We start from the raw sequence: 14202 nt of genomic DNA, 5'->3' as shown, positions 1-14202 counted from the left end.
TTTGCTGGCGCCTTTTCCCAACGGCACTGGAAAGCCGGGCACGGCACCGATGATGGTCGATGCAGCCAAGACTTGCCCGAGGGACGCGGTCTGGCGGTTGCTTTCAGCATCCCGCGCTGCGCCGAGTGCGATGTCGCAGACGAACGGCTGCGCTGGTCCGGCCCGCCTCATCGCGGCGGGTGCATCCTGTCCAGCGAAGTATTACCCATCAACTTTTCTGACTATATTGCGGTGCAACTTTGATGTAGAAGCTCGTTCGCCGATCACGGCAAGTTGAACACGGCCTTGCGCGCACCCATATCGGCGACGCGCCGAGTTAGAAGACGCGGCCTGGCCGAACCCCGCGCACTGGAAAAACGACGATGCCGAAATACAGGTTTCACAAGCTTGCAGCCATTGTTGTGCTTGTCGGGTTCGCTGCATGGATGGTGACGGGCGAGTTCTCGTCCGTCGGCAGCGCGGCCGCCGACAACGAACCCAAGGCGGGGGAGGTCGAGCGGCCAAAGGCGGCTGACGCAGGCAAGGCCAAGCCCAGTGAGGCAGAGCAGCCCAAGGCGGCCTTGCGCACCGTCGCGACCATAACCCCGCCCAGGCGCACCTATGCGCGCGCCATCCGCATTTCCGGACTGACCGAAGCCGACAAGCGCGCGGTTCTGGCGACGCGCGTCGCCGGCGTCATCGACAAGCTGCCGGTCAAGCAGGGACAGCGCGTCAAGACCGGCGACCTCGTGCTGATGTTGGCAGCCGAGGAAAAGCTTTCGGCGGTCAGCAACGCCAAGCAGCTTCTGGTTCAGCGTCAGGCCGAACTGGATGCAGCATTGCGGCTGATGAAAACCGGTAATCTGCCCAAGCTGCAGCTCGATACGGCTCGCTCCAACCTGACGCTGGCCCAGTCGCACCTGGAAGCCGCGCAGGCCGAGCTTGACCGCAATGAGGTGAAGGCGCCGTTCGACGGCGTCATCGACCGGGTGCCGGTGGAGCTCGGCAGTTCCGTGATGCAGGGCGGCGAAGTGGCGACGATTCTGAGCCTCGATCCGGTGATTGCCCGCGGCGAGGTCAGCGAACGTGATCTCGGCTATCTGAAGATCGGCGACAAGGCGAATGTACGGTTGGTCAGCGGCCAGAATGTCGAGGGCACCGTGCGCTATATCAGCCGCGACGCCTCGTCTGCCACCCGCACTTTCCGCGTCGAGATCGCAATCCCCAACCCCGAGGGCACTATTCCGGCCGGGATGACCGCTGAGATCGCGCTAAGCGCGCAGCCGACCGACGCAGTCATGCTGCCGCGCTCCGTGGTGACGCTGGGCGACAAGGGCGACCTCGGCATTCGCGCCGTCGACAAGGACGACAAGGTCGTGTTCTTCCCGATCGATCTGGTCGACGACACGCCAACCGGACTGGTGCTCGGCGGCATCCCTGCCGATGCGCGCATTATCGTCGCCGGCCAGGAACTGGTGAAGGAAGGCGAAGTGGTCAAGCCGGTCGAGGCCGACCAAGCGACCATCCAGAAGCTGTTGGGCGAAGCGACGGCCGGGACGCAGTAATCATGGATATCGTCAAACTAGCAATCAGCAATGCCCGGCTGACCATTTCGGTCCTGGTCTTCCTCATCCTTGCGGGTGCGGTCGCCTATCAGTCGACACCGAAGGAAGCGGAACCCGACGTTCCGATTCCGATGATGTATGTCAGCCTGATCTATCAGGGCATCTCGCCCGAGGATTCGGAACGCCTTCTGCTGCGGCCGATGGAAGCCAAGCTGAAAAGCCTCAAGGGTCTCAAGGAGATGCGCTCGGCCGCCTTCCAGGGTGGCGGCTATGTGCTGGTCGAATTCCACCCGCAGACGGATCTGGCGACGGCGTTGCAGGACACACGCAGCAAGGTCCAGGATGGCAAGGCCGACCTGCCTCAGGCAGCCGAGGAGCCTGTAGTCTCCGAAGTCAACGTCTCCGAATTCCCCGTCCTTGTCGTGACGCTGTCGGGCGAGGTGCCCGAGCGCATGCTCACGGCGGCGGCGCGCGAGTTGCGCGACCGCATCGAGGAAGTGCCGGGCGTGCTGGAAGGCTCGCTGCAAGGTGCGCGCGACGATCTCGTCGAAGTCGTCATCGATCCGATGAAACTGTCTTCTTACGGGCTTCAGCTCGAGCAGCTGATCGGTGCGGTCGGCGATTCAAACAGTCTCGTCGCCGCCGGCAACATCGAAGGGTCCGAGGGCAAATACGCGGTCAAGGTACCGTCGCTGATCGAAACGCCGGAGGATGTGGCGGCGCTTCCGATCGTCGCCGGCCCCAATGCCGTGGTGCAGGCCAAGGATATTGCCACCGTCCGCTCCACCTTCAAGGACGCCGAGACGGTGACCCGTCTCGACGGCAAGCCGGCGATCGCCATCGAGGTGAAGAAGCGCATCGGCTCCAACCTGATCGATACGATCGCCCAGGTGAGGACCGTGTCCGAGGCCTTCATAAAGACCATGCCGGAAGGCATGCACGTCACCTACACGCAGGACAAGTCGGTCTTCGTCAACCAGCTGCTCGGCGACCTGCAGAACCACGTCATGATCGCCGTGATCCTGGTGTTCATCGTCATTCTCTACGCACTATCGGGCCGTGCATCGCTGCTGATCGGACTGGCCATTCCATCGTCCTTTCTGATCGGCATCCTGCTGTTGGCCATGATGGGCTACACGATCAACATGATCGTGCTGTTCAGCCTCATCCTGGCGGTCGGCATGCTAGTCGACGACGCCATCATCGTCACCGAATTCGCCGAACGACGGATGAGCGAAGGCATGCCCAAGGCACAGGCCTTCGAGCTTGCCGCCAAGCGCATGGCCGGTCCGGTCATCGCGGCGACGATGACGCGCATCGCCGCCTTCTCGCCGCTGCTGTTCTGGCCGGGCATCATCGGCGACTTCATGAAATACATGCCGATCACGCTGATCGTCACGCTCTCGGCCTCGATGCTTTACGCACTGGTCTTTGCGCCGGCGCTGGGCGCCTTGTTCGCCAAGGCGCCGCCGCATCACGAGAATGACAACCGCGACGGCTGGTACATGGCCGTGGTCAAGCAGGCGGTGCGCTTTCCCATCACCGTGCTTCTGCTCACCGTCGGCCTTTTGTTCGGTGTCGGCTTTGCCTATTCGAAATACGGCGCCGGCGTCGAGTTCTTCCCGAATGTCGAACCTGACTACGGCCTGCTCTATGTGCACGCCCGCGGCAACCTTTCGCTCGCTGAAATGGATGCCGCCACGAAGACCGCGGAAAACCGGCTTCTCGGCTGGCCAGGGGTGAAATCGGTCTATACCCGAGTCGGCAAGACGCAAGGCGGCGGCCAGGACATTCCTGAAGACGTGGTCGGCGTGATCCAGTACGAGTTCGTCGACTGGCGCGAGCGCAAATCGGCGAACGCGATCCTGGACGAACTGCGCGGCGTCATGGCCGGCATTCCCGGCGTCGACGTCGAGGTTCGCGTGCCCGAGGCCGGCCCGCCCACCGGCAAGCCGATCCAGATCAGGCTTTCGGCCGTCGACCCGAAAGGTCTCGACGACAAGGCGCGCGCCGTCGCCGCGCGCATTGCCAAGGTGCCAGGCGTCATCGATATTTCAGACGGCCTGCCGCCACCCGGCGTCGACTGGGCGCTCGACGTTGATCGCGCCAAGGCGGCGCAATACGGCATCAGCCCGACCTCTGTCGGAACGGTAGTGCAACTGGTGACGAACGGGCTGAAGCTTAGTGAATACCGGCCAGCCGGTGCTGACGACGCCGTCGACATCAGGCTGCGACTGCCCGAGGACCGGCGCACGCTGTCGACACTCGACGACCTCAGGGTGCAGACTTCGCAAGGGTCGGTGCCGATCTCGAACTTCGTCGTGCGCAAGCCCGAGCCGACGGTCGGCATCCTCAACCGCATCGACGGCGCGCGCACGGTGGTCGTCCAGGCCAATGTCGCCGCCGGCGAGCAAGTCGCTTCTGTCCAGCAGCAGGTCACCCAGGCTGTCGCCGATATGGATCTCGGCAGCGGCATACGCTGGAAGCTTGCCGGCTCGAACGAGGACAGCGCCGAGGCCAGTGCCTTCCTCAGCAAGGCCTTCGGTGCCGCGATCTTCCTGATCTTCCTGGTGCTTCTGATGCAGTTCAACAAGTTCACCAGCGTCTGGCTGGTGCTGTCCTGCGTGGTCATGGCTACGGTCGGTGTGTTCTTGGGATTGCTGTTGACTGGAGAGGCGTTCGGCATCGTCATGTCGGGCATCGGCGTCATTGCGCTGGCCGGTGTGGTGGTGAACAACAACATCGTGCTGATCGACACTTATGACCGGCTGCGTGAAGAAGGCTGGGACAAGATGGACGCGGTGCTGCAGACCTGCCGTGAACGTGCCCGCCCGGTCGTGCTGACCGCGGTGTCGGCGATCCTCGGCGTGCTGCCGATCGCTTTCGGCCTCGGTCTCGAAATCTTCCATCACGAGACGACGATCAACGCGCCGTCGACGCAATGGTGGATTTCACTGTCCTCGGCGATCGTCTTCGGCCTGTCCTTCGCCACCTTGCTGACGCTGGTGGTAACACCGTCGATGCTGATGGTGTTCACGCGTAGTAAGAACAGCCGCTTCTATGCATTCTTCCGTCGGGTGTTCCGACGCGGCAAGACAGTCGGTGCGACTGTAGAGACCTCCGCAAGACCGGGCTCGCTTGACGAGCCGGCGATCGCCTTCCCGAAGGCAGCCGAATAGGCCAAATTTGCTTGGAGCGCCGCGCGTATTCTGAACGCGCAAAGAAAAGGCCGCCGGGAACAACCCAGCGGCCTTTTGCATTGTCTGTCATGCGACACCTCAAAGCGCGGAGTTTTTCATGACGCTCAGCACCATTCTCGTCATCATTCTGATCCTCATTCTGATCGGCGCGGTGCCGGCATGGCCTCATTCGCGTTCCTGGGGTTATGGTCCCTCCGGCATTGTCGGCGTCATCCTGATCGTCCTCTTGGTGTTGCTGCTGATGGGCAGGATTTGACCCGGAGTTTGGTGCGCTCGACAAAGTGCAGCGCTGCGCGCCTTTTGCGGGCGCAGCGCTGTAGCATTTGAATTTTGGCTGTCCTTTCCGAGCCTTCGGTTCGGATCGTACATTTTTAGGCAGCTTTCGAAACGCCATCAATCGTGGCCACACCGATATCATCGAGGGCTTCTGCCACCGCCCTATCCAGCGGCGTATGCGGGATCGTGCCGATGATACCTTCCAGCCTTGCCGAGACCAGCTGGTGTGGCTCGAAGCGGAGATAGGACATGGAGACGAGCTCGCCCCACATCGCCACGAACGGGCTGCCGGCGCGGAGCACCCACCACGGCATCGACGTGAGTTTCAGCGTGCGCCCGAGCGCCTGTTCCGCGGCGGCCTTGATCTCCAGATCGGTGACGGCGTGGCCGGGAAAGTTCAGCGCTTCGTAGGCGCCGAGCTTGTCGCGATTCTCAGTCAGTCCGACGAAAGCCTTGGCCATATCAGGCAGATAGGCCCATTCATGCACGAGATCGGCCGGCCCGGGGGCGGTATAGACGCCCTTCTCCATCTTGGCGGCCACAACCAGATCGAACCACGAGCCGGTGCCGGTGCCGCCGAAGAAATCGCCGGCCCGCAGTAGAATGGTGCGTACTCGACCCGCTTCGGCCTCACGGCGAAAGAGGTCTTCCATGGCGACGCGGATGCGGCCCTTCACGGTCGTCGGGTGGAACGGCGTGTCTTCGGTGATGACCGCCGGCATCGGCGAGCCGTAATTGTAAACGTTGCCTGGAGCGAGGTGCAATGCATCGTTCGCCCGGCAGGCGGCCATGACGTTCTCGGCCATCGGCAGGCACTTGCCCCAGTCGGTGTAGATCGGGTTGAGGCCGGCGAAGATGATGTCGACGCCTTCGGTGGCGCGGATAAGCGCTTCGCGATCGAGGCCGTCGCCGGCGACGGCGGTGGCGCCTGTGAGTTCTGCCGGTATCTTGCGGGTGATGGCCCGGACATCGTAGCCGGCGTTGATGAAGGCCTTGGCCACCACGCGGCCGAGCCGGCCATTGGCACCCAGAATTGCGATCTTGGTCATTTTTCGTCTCCGTGTTGGTGTTGCGGTCACAATATGATCCGCTCGCAAACGAATAGAAATTGACTGAGTTTGGCGATCTGATATTCAGTTTTGAATGGAAGTCGACTGGAACCTGATCAAGAGTTTCGTCACCGTGGCGGAAACCGGCAGCCTGTCCGCTGCCGCGCGCAAGCTGGCCGCAAGCCAGCCGACGCTGGGCCGCCATATCGCCGAGCTGGAGCATGCGCTCGGCGTCACCCTGTTCCGGCGCGGGCGGCGCGGCTACGCGCTGACGGAAGCCGGCAGCACGCTCTATGAACGCGGCCGGGCGGTGAGTGAGCAGGCGAGCGCCTTTTCGCTATTGGCGCTGGGATCGGTCGAGGCGATAGAGGGCACCGTGCGCATTGCCGCCAGCGAGGTGGTGGCGGCCTATGTCTTGCCCGAGATGACGGCTCGGCTGGGTGCCGAGGAACCCGGCATCGAGGTCGAAATCGTCGCGTCGAATCAGGTCGAGAACCTTTTGCGCCGCGACGCCGATATCGCCATCCGCATGGTCAAGCCGGCGCAGAACGAACTGGTGGCGCGCAAGGTGACGGACATTCCGCTCCGCGCCTGCGCGGCAAAATCCTATCTCGACCGGCGTGGCCGTCCGCGCGAACCCGGCGATCTTGCCGGCCACGATCTGATCGGCTTCGACCGCAGCGATGAGATCATTCGCGGGCTTGCCCAGTTTGGTGTCCCGCTCACCCGCAATGCGTTCCGCTTCAGGACCGACAACCAAATCGTGCTGTGGGAGGCGGTGCGGGCGGGGAACGGCATCGGCTTTGGCCAGGAGCCGCTGGCCGACCGCGATCCGCTGATGGAAACAGTGCTGCCGGGGCTGGCGCTGCCGACGCTGCCGGTATGGCTGGCCATGCACCGCGACGTGCGCACCAGCGTGCGCATTCGCCGTGTCGCAGATTTCCTCTATGAGGAGCTGAAGCGCTATTCTGCCGGTGCGGGCTCGGGAGAAAATTCTGCGCGGTGAGCGAGCCCGGCCATCAAAAATACGACGACCAGCAGTCCCGACAAAGCAACGAAGATCGGACCGAAGCTTGAGTGCTCGGCGATGAAGCCGATTGCCGACGGCGCCACCAGAATGCCGGAATAGCCCATTGTGGTGACGACGCTCATGCCGGTGCCGGACGACATGCCTTCCTGATTGCCGCCGGCCGAAAACAGGATCGGCACCATATTGGCGATGCCGAAACCGCAAAAGGCAAAAGCTGAGATGGCGAGCCAGGGTGAGGGTGCCAGCCCGGCCACCAGCATACCGGCAGCGGCGACAAGGGCCGAGACGCGCAGTGTCGTCACCGCACCGAAACGGTTGCGGACCCCGTCGCCGAGGAAGCGCATGACGGCCATGACCCCAGAAAAGGCGGCGTAGGCAAGGCCAGCGATGGCAAGATCGGCACCGAGTTCCTGTTGCAGGTAAAGCGCCGCCCAGTCGAGCACCGCACCCTCGGAGATCATCGTCAGCAGCGCCATCAGTCCGACCAGATAGACCAGCGGATTTCCAGGCAGTGCGAATTTGTGATGCTCAGTCACCTGAGGCTTATCCTCGGCGACTAAGTAGCGGACTGCCACTGCAATCACGGCGAAAGCGAGAGCCGTCACGACCGTCGCGTGGGCGAGATGACCGTAGTTCTGGATGGCGAAGCCACCGAGAGCGCCACCGGCGAAACCGCCAAGGCTCCAGAAGCCGTGCGAGGACGACATGATGGCGCGGGACAAGCGTCGTTCCACCGTGACCGCATTGGCGTTCATGGCGACATCCATGCCGCCGATCGAACCGCCGAAGATGAACATGGCGATGGCCGCCAGCGGCACGTTGGGGGCCAGCGCCACAACCAGCAGGCCGAAGCTGCCGATGAGACCGAACCAGCGCAGCACGGTGCGCGACCCATGCCTGGAGATCAGGTGGCCGCACCAAGTCATGGCTGTGACCGCGCCGGCGCCGAACAGCAGGATCAGCAGGCCAAGCGTAAACTTGCTGATATCCAGCCGGGTCAGGACCACCGGAATCTGCGGCGCCCAGGCGCCGGTCAGAAAGCCATTGGCGAGGAAGATGGCCGCCACGGCCCATCGTCCACGAATGGCGGTCTGCATGACGTTTAGCGTGTCCATCGTGTAGAATCCGACGCGAAAATAGCTTCGCGCGGCAAATTAGATCGATTCAATCCTCAGTCAAGCGCTCGTTCTTGAAAAGTGCTTGGGCCAAGCGACTCACTTGAACCAGCGTTGGTGAGAGCCGATCGGGTTAGTGATCCCTGGGGCGTCTTGCCTCGAACTCCGCCTTCTTGGCATCGGAGGCCTCGGTCTGGTTGAGCGCCTGCCATTCGGCGTAGGGCATGCCGTAGATGATCTCGCGCGACTGGTCTTTGCTGAGATCGACGCCCTCGGCCTCCGCGGCGTCGCGATACCAGTTTGAGAGGCAGTTGCGGCAGAAGCCGGCGAGATTCATCAGGTCGATATTCTGCACGTCCGTGCGTTCGCGCAGATGCGCGACCAGTCGGCGGAAGGCGGCGGCTTCGAAATCGCGTTTCTGCTCGTGGCTGAGTTCGGTCATCGAAACCTCCTTACACCAGCCCGGTGCGCGAGCCGAATCGTTTGACCTGATGTATATCGGGACGGCGGTTGATCGCGTCAACGATCGGCGCCAGCCGTTCGGCCCAGGCGACCGCATCCTTCAGATCGGCGATCAAATCCTGGCGGATTTCGATCAGCGCATGGGCAAAGCCGTTGACGATGGCATGCCTGAACATGGTGTCGCCGCGCAGCGCGCCGTCGTAAGGCTCGTTGTCGCCGACGATAAGTCTTTTGTCCTCGGCAAGCATGTCGATCAGCGGTCGCGCCACGCGGTCGTCGCGATCCCACAAGATACCAACATGCCAGGGGCGTACGAATCCCTGCATGAACGGGGTGAAGGAATGGACCGAAAGGATGAAGGGGGCACTTGCGGAAGCCTGCGCCACCGAGGCGATCATGGCGCCGACGGCGTCATGATAGGGCCGGTAGAAGCGGTCGAGCCGCCTTTCGCGCTCTTCCCAGGCCATGGGATAGTTTCCCGAAATGACGGTGCCGTCATAGAGTTGGCGGATCAGCGTCGGATCGTCCTCGCCGCGATTGGGATCGATCAGAAGACGCGAAAAGTTGGCGAGTACCGCCGGCACGCCGAGCAAAGTCGCCAATTCGCGCGTCGCCGTCTCGACACCGATGTCGTAGGCGATATGGCGGTCGAATTCCGTCGCCGGCAAGCCGAGGCTGCCATACTCTTCCGGCAGGTCGCGACGGGCGTGATCGGCCAGGAGCACGATGCCTCGCCTGCGGTCGCCTTCGACGATGTCGAAAGGCGCGAAAACTGTGGAACGGGTCATCGGCGGGAATTGGTCTGTTCGCTGGCTTCCGGGGAGGGTGTTATCGTCATTCCCACGAAGGGGACGCTTGCGCAATGCCGTCGTTTGGCCACGGTTTCTGCGGAAATCTGGCAGAAGGCGACGGACCGTGCGCCGAAGCCTTTCTAAATCGATTGGAATTGAGCAAAAGGGCGCGTTGACATGCGCCCGGACTTTTCCGAAAAGGGGCGTTGAGAGATGCAAATGTGGTTCTTGAGAGGTTTCAGGATGGGTTCCGCCGGCAGGCCGCGCGTGCGCTATGCCTTCGCCATGCCGCTCCTGACCTTTGCTGTGGGCCTCGCCTCGCCGGCGCGCGCCGATTTCCGTGTCTGCAACGCCACGCAGAATCTGGTCGGCGTTGGCATCGGCTATCGCGCCAAGGCCGGCTGGATCACCGAAGGCTGGTGGCACATCGAAGGATCGAGCTGCAAGACGTTGATCGAAGGGCCGCTGTCATCAAGGTTTTACTATCTCTATGCAGAAGACGCCGAGCGCGGTGGGCGCTGGGATGGCCCGATCAACATGTGCGTGGCCGAAAAAGAGTTCAAGATCGCCGGCGTTGCCGATTGCGTCGCCCGGGGCTTTCAGCGCGCCGGATTCCAGGAATATGACACGGGCGAGCAGGCAAGCTGGATGGTCCAGCTGACCGATGACCCCGCAACGGGGGGCGTTCCAGCCGCCCCGGGAACAAATAGTCAATGAGACGCAGCCGCAAGGTCAAGATACTCGCCACCATCGGTCCGGCCTCCTCCTCCGAAGACATGCTGAAGAAGCTCTTCGAAGCCGGCGCCGACGTGTTTCGCATCAATATGAGCCACACCGATCATGAGTTGATGCGCACCCTTGTCGGTCGCATCCGCACCGTCGAGAAAGCGGTCGGCCGGCCGATCGGCATTCTCGCCGACCTGCAGGGGCCAAAGCTTCGGGTCGGCAAATTCACCAACGGCAAGGAGCTGCTGACACTCGGCCAGACTTTCACGCTCGATGACAATCCCGAGCCCGGCAATTCGGCCAGGGTCTATCTGCCCCATCCCGAAATCCTGAGATCGGTCGAGGCAGGTCACCGTCTTTTGATCGACGACGGCAAGCTCGAGCTGAAGGCGGTGAAGAGCGATGGCAAGGCGATCGTCTGTACCGTCGTCGCCGGCACCAGCATCTCCGACAAGAAGGGCGTCAGCCTGCCCGACACCGATCTGCCGGTCGGCGCGCTGACCGAAAAGGACCGCAGAGATCTCGATGCGGTGCTGGCCACCGGCGTCGACTGGGTGGCGCTGTCATTCGTCCAGCGGCCGGAGGATCTGGCGGAAGCGCGCAAGATCGCGCGCGGCCGGGCGCTGATCATGGCCAAGATCGAAAAGCCGCAGGCCGTCGCCCGGCTCGCCGAGATCATCGAACTTTCGGACGCCTTGATGGTCGCCCGCGGCGATCTCGGCGTCGAAATGCCGCTCGAAGCCGTGCCCGGCATCCAGAAGCAGATCACTCGCGCCGCGCGCCGCGCCGGCAAGCCGGTGGTGATCGCCACGCAGATGCTGGAATCGATGATCACCGCGCCGGTGCCGACCCGCGCAGAGGTGTCGGACGTCTCGATCGCCGTGTTCGAAGGCGCCGACGCCATCATGCTCTCGGCGGAGTCCGCGGCCGGCGCCTACCCGGTCGAGGCGGTGGCGATGATGAACCGCATCGCCAGCAAGGTTGAAACCGACCCGACCTATGCCGGCATCATCAATGCGCAGCGCTCGGAGCCCGAAGCGACCGGTGCCGACGCCATCTCGCTCGCCGCCCGCGAAATTGCCGAGACGCTGAAACTGTCGGCGATCATCAGCTATACGGCGTCGGGCACGACCGGCCTGCGCGCCGCGCGCGAGCGGCCGCAGGTGCCGATCGTCGCGCTGTCGCCGATCGTCAACACCGCGCGGCGGCTGTCGCTTCTGTGGGGCACGCATTGCGTCGTCTCGCCCGACGCCATCGACCTCGACGATATGGTCGACCGCGCCTGCCGCATCGCTTTGGACGAAGGGTTCGGCAAGCCGGGCGACCGGGTCATCATCACGGCCGGCGTGCCGCTGAGGACGCCGGGCTCCACCAACATGCTGCGCATCGCCTATGTCGGGTCGGACGTGCAGGCCCGCCGCTGATGCAAGTCGACCGAGACGCGCAGCGATCTTGGCATGACAACAACGACTTAAAGCGCGTCGCGTGAATCCCTTCGAACGCGACGGGTTTTAGGCCGCTCACCGGCGAATTCACCAAACTGAAGCTCGCCTCGATGGGGCTAGAAGCGCAGCGACTTACCGGCTCCAACCGAATCAAGTCGGTGAGGCGACGGCGAGTACGATCGAGATTATCAGCAAGAGCGGCCCCATCCATTTGAAATGGCTGGGAAGGCGTGCCAACCAAGCCTGTTGTCCAGCTTGGGGTTGGTTTGGCATCTGGAGGAACCCGTAGCCGACGCCCGACATCCATAGACCGGCGCAAAACATTATGAATTCGTCGATGTAAGCTGCAATCATGATTGCCACTCCAATACTGGACAGGAAACCACACGTCGCGCTCACCGACAAGCACTACCGAGACAGGTGAAGCGACGAGATTGCTGATTTCACTGACCGGATGGTGGGCGGCTTGCGGTTAGCATCATCAGTTTCCAGGCCTGATGCACTCGGGGATCATCTCAAACGGTTTGCGTCAGACTGCGCCCGGCTTGAGGCAGGTCGTAGGTTCCCATCGTACTTGAGCTTGAAGTCAGTTGAGGTAGTGTCTCCGAGGGAAAGAGGAGGTGATCCAATGTGGACTCGCACCGATCTTCTGAAGCTCCTCGGCATTGAGCACCCGATTATCCAAGCGCCGATGAGCGGCATCGCCACGCCGGACCTCGCGGCGGCAGTCAGCAATGCCGGGGCGCTTGGCTCGCTCGGATGTGGCATTCTGCCAGGGGCCGCCATTCGGGAGCAACTCACGGCGACACAGCGCGCTACCAATCGTCCGATTAATGCCAACTTCTTTGCGCACCCGTTGCCATCTCATGATGATGAAGCGGCTCAACACATGCGCGATCGCCTTCACGGCTATTACGACGAGGTCGGCCTCGGGCCCGTGCCCCAGCCGGGCGAGCCCTTTCCCACCTTCGATCAAGCGCGCCTCGACATTGTGCTCGAACTACGCCCAAAGGTGGTCAGCTTCCACTTTGGCCTGCCCGACACCAAAAATCGTGCAGCAGCTGAAAGAGGCCGGCTGTACTCTCTTGTGCTCGGCTACCACCGTCTCAGAAGCACGGCAGCTTGAGGCTGCGGGGGTGGATGCTATCATCGCTCAGGGATACGAGGCGGGCGGTCATCGCGGCACATTCACCAGTGACCCTGCTATCGGCACAGTCGGCTCGATGGCGCTGGTGCCGCAGATCGTTGATGCCGTGCGCGTGCCTGTAATTGCAGCCGGCGGTATTTTCGACGGTCGCGGCATTGCTGCCAGCTTTGCACTCGGTGCTTCTGGTGTGCAGATCGGCACGGCTTTCCTGGCGTGCCCCGAGGCCAATGTGCAGCCAGTCTATCGTGCGGCGTTGCGCTCGGCCACTGACGAGAGCACGTCGGTGACCCGCTGCTTCACTGGCCGCCCGGCGCGCGTGGTGCCCAACCGGTTTGTGATGGAGATGGCTGGCGAGGAACATGCCGCACTGGCGTTTTCGTTGCAAGCGAGCCTGGTCTTGCCGCTTTCAATGGCAGCGGATGAAAGCAGGCGGGCTGATTTCTTGCCCATTTGGGCCGGGCAGGGCTTTGCGAGGTTGCGGGAGATGCCGGCAGCTGCCCTTGTGGAGAAACTCGTCGCGGAAGCTGGTTCATATCGGCACTGAATGCCAACTGCAGAAGAGACGTCGGTAGCTGGAAACGTCGCATGCGCCCTTGAATTGGGGCCGACGCGACAGTCTCACCAGACTTTCGGTCTCGACGCCGCCGGCATCAAATCCCTTCGCCGGCAAGTTCTTCCGAAAGCGTGCCGACCTGATCCTGGGCGCTGCGCATCATCGGATAGATGCCGAGCACGCGCTGCCAAGCCTCCAGCGCCGACTGCTTGTGGCCGGTTACGGCCATGATCTGCGCCAGGCCGGACAGTGCGCCAAAATGGCGCGGCTCGAGCTGCAACGTGCGGTCGATGTCCGACATCGATTTTCCAAAGTTATTCATCATGAAATGTACGGTGGCGCGCCGGTTCCAGCCTTCCGCATAGGCCGGTTGCAAGGTCACCACCTGGTCGAGAAAATCGAGTGCCACGTCGAACTTCTTTTCTTCGATCGCCTTTTGCGACCATTGCATCATCAGATCGATCGAAGCACTGCCGGATTGCGACCACTCGTGCGAGATGCGAGCGGCGATGCGCTCGGCGGCCTTTTCATTGCGCTGGCGCTTCAGGTCGACGAACAGCTGGTCGAGCCTTGCCTCCCTGGTCGTGCCAACCGGAGGGGCGACCGCATCGTCCGCTTGAGCCGGAAGCGGGGCGGAACCGAACAGAAAAAGCGCCGCGAAGAGGGCAAAAAGAATCCGCATGGCCGAGAATCTAACCCCGGACAGCAGATCGTCAAACTGAATTTAACGTGAGAGGGCCGGCAGGCCGGTACTAGAGCGTTACGCGTCCTTTTGGACGCTTAACGGACGCTCTAACATTTTGAGTTCCTCGCATCGTAATTTCCGAAAATCGATTCCGATTTTTGGGTCGATGCGGTAACATC

The 14202-nt window shown here is 62.5% G+C and carries 14 protein-coding genes; 8 read left to right on the top strand and 6 right to left on the bottom strand.

All coding sequences use genetic code 11. From position 1 onward, the window contains the following. Positions 1 to 362 precede the first annotated feature (362 nt). From NKH36_RS15265 to NKH36_RS15255, 3 genes are all read left to right on the top strand, one after another. Positions 363 to 1544 (top strand): efflux RND transporter periplasmic adaptor subunit, encoded by a 1182-nt coding sequence (locus NKH36_RS15265; RefSeq protein ID WP_352963019.1) that lies wholly within the window; start codon positions 363 to 365, stop codon positions 1542 to 1544. Positions 1545 to 1546: 2 nt separating this feature from the next. Beyond that, a complete protein-coding gene (locus NKH36_RS15260; RefSeq protein ID WP_352963016.1) occupies positions 1547 to 4723 on the top strand; it encodes an efflux RND transporter permease subunit in 3177 nt (1058 codons plus the stop codon). A gap of 118 nt (positions 4724 to 4841) precedes the next feature. After that, positions 4842 to 5000 carry a DUF3309 family protein gene (locus tag NKH36_RS15255; protein WP_036267059.1) on the top strand — a complete coding sequence of 53 codons (159 nt, stop codon included), beginning with the start codon at positions 4842 to 4844 and terminating at the stop codon, positions 4998 to 5000. A gap of 115 nt (positions 5001 to 5115) precedes the next feature. Here NKH36_RS15255 and NKH36_RS15250 read toward each other — a convergent pair whose 3' ends face one another. Then, positions 5116 to 6069 carry an NAD-dependent epimerase/dehydratase family protein gene (locus tag NKH36_RS15250; RefSeq protein WP_352963013.1) on the bottom strand — a complete coding sequence of 318 codons (954 nt, stop codon included), beginning with the start codon at positions 6067 to 6069 and terminating at the stop codon, positions 5116 to 5118. A 94-nt stretch (positions 6070 to 6163) separates the two neighbouring features. Between NKH36_RS15250 and NKH36_RS15245 the strand changes: the two genes are divergently transcribed. Then, complete coding sequence (locus NKH36_RS15245) at positions 6164 to 7075, top strand: LysR family transcriptional regulator (RefSeq protein WP_352963010.1); 912 nt, start codon at positions 6164 to 6166, stop codon at positions 7073 to 7075. Here the strand turns inward: NKH36_RS15245 and NKH36_RS15240 are convergent. The 3 genes from NKH36_RS15240 to NKH36_RS15230 form a co-directional block, all read right to left on the bottom strand. After that, positions 7033 to 8214 (bottom strand): MFS transporter, encoded by a 1182-nt coding sequence (locus NKH36_RS15240; RefSeq protein ID WP_352963007.1) that lies wholly within the window; start codon positions 8212 to 8214, stop codon positions 7033 to 7035. The two genes, NKH36_RS15245 and NKH36_RS15240, sit on opposite strands and share 43 nt — an antisense overlap. Before the next feature lie 133 nt (positions 8215 to 8347). After that, positions 8348 to 8656 carry a DUF1244 domain-containing protein gene (locus NKH36_RS15235; RefSeq protein ID WP_352963004.1) on the bottom strand — a complete coding sequence of 103 codons (309 nt, stop codon included), beginning with the start codon at positions 8654 to 8656 and terminating at the stop codon, positions 8348 to 8350. A 10-nt stretch (positions 8657 to 8666) separates the two neighbouring features. After that, on the bottom strand, positions 8667 to 9464 hold the full coding sequence (locus NKH36_RS15230) for an N-formylglutamate amidohydrolase (RefSeq protein WP_352963002.1): 798 nt from the start codon (positions 9462 to 9464) through the stop codon (positions 8667 to 8669). Positions 9465 to 9710: 246 nt separating this feature from the next. Here NKH36_RS15230 and NKH36_RS15225 point away from each other — a divergent pair, with 246 nt between their 5' ends. Both NKH36_RS15225 and pyk read left to right on the top strand, forming a co-directional pair. Then, complete coding sequence (locus tag NKH36_RS15225) at positions 9711 to 10184, top strand: DUF1036 domain-containing protein (RefSeq protein WP_352963168.1); 474 nt, start codon at positions 9711 to 9713, stop codon at positions 10182 to 10184. Then, on the top strand, positions 10181 to 11617 hold the full coding sequence (pyk, locus tag NKH36_RS15220; RefSeq protein WP_352962999.1) for a pyruvate kinase: 1437 nt from the start codon (positions 10181 to 10183) through the stop codon (positions 11615 to 11617). The genes NKH36_RS15225 and pyk overlap by 4 nt, the downstream gene beginning before the upstream one ends. 171 nt (positions 11618 to 11788) lie before the next feature. On the opposite strand, the gene NKH36_RS15215 is transcribed toward pyk, so the two are convergent. Continuing rightward, positions 11789 to 11992, bottom strand: coding sequence for a hypothetical protein (locus tag NKH36_RS15215; RefSeq protein ID WP_352962997.1), 204 nt, complete (start codon positions 11990 to 11992; stop codon positions 11789 to 11791). A gap of 274 nt (positions 11993 to 12266) precedes the next feature. Here NKH36_RS15215 and NKH36_RS15210 point away from each other — a divergent pair, with 274 nt between their 5' ends. Together NKH36_RS15210 and NKH36_RS15205 are read left to right on the top strand one after the other, a co-directional pair. Further along, positions 12267 to 12764 (top strand): NAD(P)H-dependent flavin oxidoreductase, encoded by a 498-nt coding sequence (locus NKH36_RS15210; protein WP_352962994.1) that lies wholly within the window; start codon positions 12267 to 12269, stop codon positions 12762 to 12764. Beyond that, complete coding sequence (locus NKH36_RS15205; RefSeq protein ID WP_352962991.1) at positions 12691 to 13329, top strand: NAD(P)H-dependent flavin oxidoreductase; 639 nt, start codon at positions 12691 to 12693, stop codon at positions 13327 to 13329. Before NKH36_RS15210 ends, NKH36_RS15205 begins: the two co-directional genes overlap by 74 nt. Before the next feature lie 106 nt (positions 13330 to 13435). Here NKH36_RS15205 and NKH36_RS15200 read toward each other — a convergent pair whose 3' ends face one another. Beyond that, on the bottom strand, positions 13436 to 14020 hold the full coding sequence (locus tag NKH36_RS15200) for a tetratricopeptide repeat protein (protein WP_352962989.1): 585 nt from the start codon (positions 14018 to 14020) through the stop codon (positions 13436 to 13438). Between the last annotated feature and the right edge of the window lie 182 nt (positions 14021 to 14202).

Source organism: Mesorhizobium sp. M1312 (genome assembly GCF_040318115.1).
Classification (GTDB): Bacteria; Pseudomonadota; Alphaproteobacteria; order Rhizobiales; family Rhizobiaceae; genus Mesorhizobium.
Note: the sequence above shows the minus strand (reverse complement) of the source record. Positions and strands in the feature narration are given on the sequence as shown.